At 47.0% G+C, this 2,330-nt stretch carries 3 protein-coding genes; 2 read left to right on the top strand and 1 reads right to left on the bottom strand.

The window, feature by feature from the left end; all coding sequences use genetic code 11:
• The first annotated feature begins 144 nt into the window (after positions 1-144).
• Both WBA23_RS13615 and WBA23_RS13610 read left to right on the top strand, forming a co-directional pair.
• A complete protein-coding gene (locus tag WBA23_RS13615) occupies positions 145-708 on the top strand; it encodes a Crp/Fnr family transcriptional regulator (RefSeq protein ID WP_424582825.1) in 564 nt (187 codons plus the stop codon).
• 86 nt (positions 709-794) lie between these two features.
• Complete coding sequence (locus WBA23_RS13610; protein WP_424582824.1) at positions 795-1,457, top strand: hypothetical protein; 663 nt, start codon at positions 795-797, stop codon at positions 1,455-1,457.
• 63 nt (positions 1,458-1,520) lie between these two features.
• On the opposite strand, the gene WBA23_RS13605 is transcribed toward WBA23_RS13610, so the two are convergent.
• Positions 1,521-2,330, bottom strand: an 810-nt coding sequence (locus WBA23_RS13605) for an aldehyde dehydrogenase family protein (protein WP_424582823.1), incomplete at its 5' end; no start/stop codon positions are given.

The raw sequence follows: 2,330 nt of genomic DNA, 5'->3' as shown, positions 1-2,330 counted from the left end.
TGTAATTTGAACTCGATCATTCTATTCCTTTTTGTGGTTTAACTTACAATATCAAAAAAGCCCGGTTCTACTGGGCTTTTTTGTTTCTTCGGTATATCGTAATTTTTCTTTCTCACCCTACCTAGATTACGTAAATTGTCTGGTATGAACGATCTCATCACCAGTATTCAACAGTTTGATCGCTTTAGTAAAGAAGAGGTAGAAGCATTCGTAGCGGCGGCTCATCCCCAGCAGTTTTCTAAAGGCGAGCTGTTTTTGCAGGAGGGGCAAGTGAGCCGAGAAATTGCTTTCATACAGCAGGGGCTACTGATGCACTACACCAACCACGATGGTGATACTATTCCCTGTGATTTTGCGATGGAAGGCGAGTGGGTAGCCTACTTAAAAAGTTTCTCTAGCGGGCAGCCCGCCGATATGAATATTGTGGCGTTGGAAGATTCATTGGTGTATGCTTTTAGTCGCGACCGCTTACAATCACTTTATCAGGTGTACCCCCGCTTTATGGCGTTACAAAATTACCACGTAGAACAAGCCTTTATCAGTACGTCGCAGCACGCTAATAGTCTGGCAATGCTTTCGGCCCAGCAGCGCTACAACCAACTCGTTCAGCAGAAACCAGAACTTGTTCAGCGCATTCCTCAGTACCACCTGGCTGCCTATTTGGGAATCAAGCCGCAGTCCCTCAGTCGCATCCGAAAAAGTTTGTAGCTTCGGTCGAAGTTAACAAATGTGAATGGATTCGGGGTGTACTTTGTGTCTCTTTGTTTTATTATTCAACTGAATTTAATAGAACGATGAACAAAGTACTAATAATCACTGCTTACCTCTTTATTTTTTTCGCGCAGCCTACCTGGGCTCAAGATGGTAATTCTTCACTAGACACGCGCATCAACCTTTTGTTGGGATTGAATCAACCGGTGTTCGCTGACGGATTCAATATTGAAGGCAATATCTTTTATAAGCGGTTCGTGTTTGACTATTCCCACGGGGTTTCCTTAGATTTTTCGGGAAACACCGTGTCGGGTGAGCTAGCCGAGCAGCAATTAAAAGTCCATATGCCCTACACCACCGGATTTGGATTAGGCTACCGCTTTAACAGTTGGTTCAATCTTCGGTTAGAGCCGAAGTGGCACCGTTTTGAGATTAGCTACGATAGCGACATGCCATTAGAAGTAAATGAGGAGATTGTCTCTTACAATACGTTTTCTTTAGGCATCGGAGCCTACGCCAACTGGCGGCCGTTTGCCAATAAATCCGGAGCTATAAACGGACTCATGGTGGTGCCCAGTATTCGGTACTGGCCCCGAGTCAGCTCTTCGTTAGCCGGTAATGAGTTTACTTACGATAACCGGTTAACCGGACAAACCGAAACCCACGAAGCCATGCAAGCGGGCATTAACAATACGCCCTTCATCTTTAACGTCAGCATCGGTTACTCACTACCCATCAAAAAGTAGTTAACTTAAAATACAGTCTGGAATTGGATGATCCAGACTGTATATCTTCAGACTATCTTTGCATCAAATATCAAACGTAATGCCCTGGGCCAACGGCAGTTCGGTGCTGTAGTTGATCGTATTTGTCTGGCGGCGCATATACACTTTCCAGGCATCTGAGCCGGACTCGCGGCCCCCGCCGGTGTCTTTCTCCCCACCAAACGCTCCACCAATCTCGGCTCCGGAGGTACCGATGTTTACATTGGCAATACCACAGTCAGAACCCCGCTGAGATAAAAAGGCTTCGGCTTCTAATAGGTTAGACGTAAATATGGCGGATGACAGTCCCTGACTAACTGCGTTGTGAATCTCTATTGCAGCGTGTACATCTCCAGTGTATTTGATGAGATACAGGATGGGGGCAAAGGTTTCTTCCTGCACAATTTCATAGTGGTTCTCAGCTTCTACCAAAGCGGGGGTTACGTAGTTACCGCCATTGTATTTTTCTCCTTCCAATACTTCCCCGCCAGTCAGCAATGTTCCTCCTTCTTCTTGTGCCTTCTGCAACGCATTCTTAAAATTGTTTACCGCATCCTGATCGATCAGTGGTCCCACTAAATTGTTTTCATCCAGTGGGTTACCAATCGACAGCGTGGGGTAAATCTTGAGCAGGCGTTCCTTCACTTCGTCGTAGCGACTCTCATGGATGAGTAGCCGACGGGTGGAGGTGCAGCGTTGCCCACAGGTGCCTACCGCCCCAAAAACCGTGGCTCGAATGACCATTTCCATATCCGCGTGCTCGGTAATAATGATCGCATTGTTGCCCCCTAGCTCTAGTAGCGAGCGTCCTAAGCGAGCCCCTACGGCTTCGCCTACTTTCTTACCCATGCGGGT

Origin of the sequence: Tunicatimonas sp. (assembly GCF_049647865.1) — a bacterium.
Lineage (GTDB): Bacteria > Bacteroidota > Bacteroidia > Cytophagales > Cyclobacteriaceae > Tunicatimonas.
The sequence above is the reverse complement of the archived record's forward strand: the minus strand, read 5'-3'. Positions and strand labels throughout refer to the sequence as shown.

Bases quoted from the DNA above. Each gene is read 5' to 3' on its own strand.
- WBA23_RS13615 (WP_424582825.1), top strand. From the start codon at position 145: ATGAACGATCTCATCACCAGTATTCAACAGTTTGATCGCTTTAGTAAA.
- WBA23_RS13610 (WP_424582824.1), top strand. From the start codon at position 795: ATGAACAAAGTACTAATAATCACTGCTTACCTCTTTATTTTTTTCGCG.